Annotated in this window: 1 rRNA gene; it reads right to left on the bottom strand. The window is 52.3% G+C overall.

The window, feature by feature from the left end:
• Nucleotides 1–2660, bottom strand: a 23S ribosomal RNA gene (locus JOC86_RS24475); the annotation flags it as partial.
• Nucleotides 2661–2757 lie beyond the last annotated feature (97 nt).

Here is a 2757-nt window from a genome sequence, read left to right as displayed (position 1 = left end):
CGCCCACGACGGATAGGGACCGAACTGTCTCACGACGTTCTGAACCCAGCTCGCGTACCGCTTTAATGGGCGAACAGCCCAACCCTTGGGACCGACTACAGCCCCAGGATGCGATGAGCCGACATCGAGGTGCCAAACCTCCCCGTCGATGTGGACTCTTGGGGGAGATAAGCCTGTTATCCCCGGGGTAGCTTTTATCCGTTGAGCGATGGCCCTTCCATGCGGAACCACCGGATCACTAAGCCCGACTTTCGTCCCTGCTCGACTTGTAGGTCTCGCAGTCAAGCTCCCTTGTGCCTTTACACTCTGCGAATGATTTCCAACCATTCTGAGGGAACCTTTGGGCGCCTCCGTTACTCTTTAGGAGGCGACCGCCCCAGTCAAACTGCCCACCTGACACTGTCTCCCGCCCCGATCAGGGGCGAGGGTTAGAATGTCAATACAGCCAGGGTAGTATCCCACCGACGCCTCCACCGAAGCTAGCGCTCCGGTTTCTACGGCTCCTACCTATCCTGTACAAGCTGTACCAAAATTCAATATCAGGCTACAGTAAAGCTCCACGGGGTCTTTCCGTCCTGTCGCGGGTAACCTGCATCTTCACAGGTACTATAATTTCACCGAGTCTCTCGTTGAGACAGTGCCCAGATCGTTGCGCCTTTCGTGCGGGTCGGAACTTACCCGACAAGGAATTTCGCTACCTTAGGACCGTTATAGTTACGGCCGCCGTTTACTGGGGCTTCGGTTCGTACCTTCGCTTGCGCTAAGCACTCCCCTTAACCTTCCAGCACCGGGCAGGCGTCAGCCCCTATACTTCGCCTTACGGCTTCGCAGAGACCTGTGTTTTTGCTAAACAGTCGCCTGGGCCTATTCACTGCGGCTTTTCGAGGCTATTCACCTCAAAAAGCACCCCTTCTCCCGAAGTTACGGGGTCATTTTGCCGAGTTCCTTAACGAGAGTTCTCTCGCTCACCTTAGGATTCTCTCCTCGCCTACCTGTGTCGGTTTGCGGTACGGGCACCTTCTTCCTCGCTAGAGGCTTTTCTTGGCAGTGTGGAATCAGGAACTTCGGTACTATATTTCCCTCGCTATCACAGCTCAGCCTTCACGATGACGGGATTTGCCTCATCATCAGCCTAACTGCTTAGACGCACATATCCAGCAGTGCGCTTACCCTATCCTCCTGCGTCCCCCCATTACTCAAACGGAAGAGAGGTGGTACAGGAATATCAACCTGTTATCCATCGCCTACGCCTTTCGGCCTCGGCTTAGGTCCCGACTAACCCTGAGCGGACGAGCCTTCCTCAGGAAACCTTAGGCATTCGGTGGAAGGGATTCTCACCCTTCTTTCGCTACTCATACCGGCATTCTCACTTCTAAGCGCTCCACCAGTCCTTACGGTCTAGCTTCTCAGCCCTTAGAACGCTCTCCTACCACTGACACCTGAGGTGTCAATCCACAGCTTCGGTGATACGTTTAGCCCCGGTACATTTTCGGCGCAGAGTCACTCGACCAGTGAGCTATTACGCACTCTTTAAATGGTGGCTGCTTCTAAGCCAACATCCTGGTTGTCTAAGCAACTCCACATCCTTTTCCACTTAACGTATACTTTGGGACCTTAGCTGGTGGTCTGGGCTGTTTCCCTTTCGACTACGGATCTTATCACTCGCAGTCTGACTCCCAAGGACAAGTCTTTGGCATTCGGAGTTTGTCTGAATTCGGTAACCCGATGAGGGCCCCTAGTCCAAACAGTGCTCTACCTCCAAGACTCTTACCTTGAGGCTAGCCCTAAAGCTATTTCGGAGAGAACCAGCTATCTCCAAGTTCGATTGGAATTTCTCCGCTACCCACACCTCATCCCCGCACTTTTCAACGTGCGTGGGTTCGGGCCTCCATCCAGTGTTACCTGGACTTCACCCTGGACATGGGTAGATCACCTGGTTTCGGGTCTACGACCTCATACTCTTTCGCCCTATTCAGACTCGCTTTCGCTACGGCTCCGTCTTACCAACTTAACCTCGCATGAAATCGTAACTCGCCGGTTCATTCTACAAAAGGCACGCCATCACCCATTAACGGGCTCTGACTACTTGTAGGCACACGGTTTCAGGATCTCTTTCACTCCCCTTCCGGGGTGCTTTTCACCTTTCCCTCACGGTACTGGTTCACTATCGGTCACTAGGGAGTATTTAGCCTTGGGAGATGGTCCTCCCAGCTTCCGACGGGATTTCACGTGTCCCGCCGTACTCAGGATCCACTCAAGAGGGAACGAAGTTTCGACTACAGGGTTGTTACCTTCTGTGACGAGCCTTTCCAGACTTCTTCATCTACTCCGTTCCTTTGTAACTCCGTATAGAGTGTCCTACAACCCCAAGAGGCAAGCCTCTTGGTTTGGGCTAATCCCGTTTCGCTCGCCGCTACTCAGGGAATCGCATTTGCTTTCTCTTCCTCCGGGTAATGAGATGTTTCAGTTCCCCGGGTCTGCCTTCTATATCCTATGTATTCAAATATAGATACTGTTCCATTACGAACAGTGGGTTTCCCCATTCGGAAATCTCCGGATCAAAGCTTACTTACAGCTCCCCGAAGCATATCGGTGTTAGTCCCGTCCTTCATCGGCTCCTAGTGCCAAGGCATCCACCGTGCGCCCTTATTAACTTAACCGAAAACAAATCGTACGATTTGCCTAATTGGTTTGAAAACCTAAAATGGCGATACTCGGTTTCTTTCTTGACTTTCATACTCTTTATCTAGTTTTCAA

Source organism: Rossellomorea pakistanensis (genome assembly GCF_016908495.1).
Classification (GTDB): domain Bacteria; phylum Bacillota; class Bacilli; order Bacillales; family Bacillaceae_B; genus Rossellomorea; species Rossellomorea pakistanensis.
This window is presented reverse-complemented; position numbering and strand designations above follow the sequence as displayed.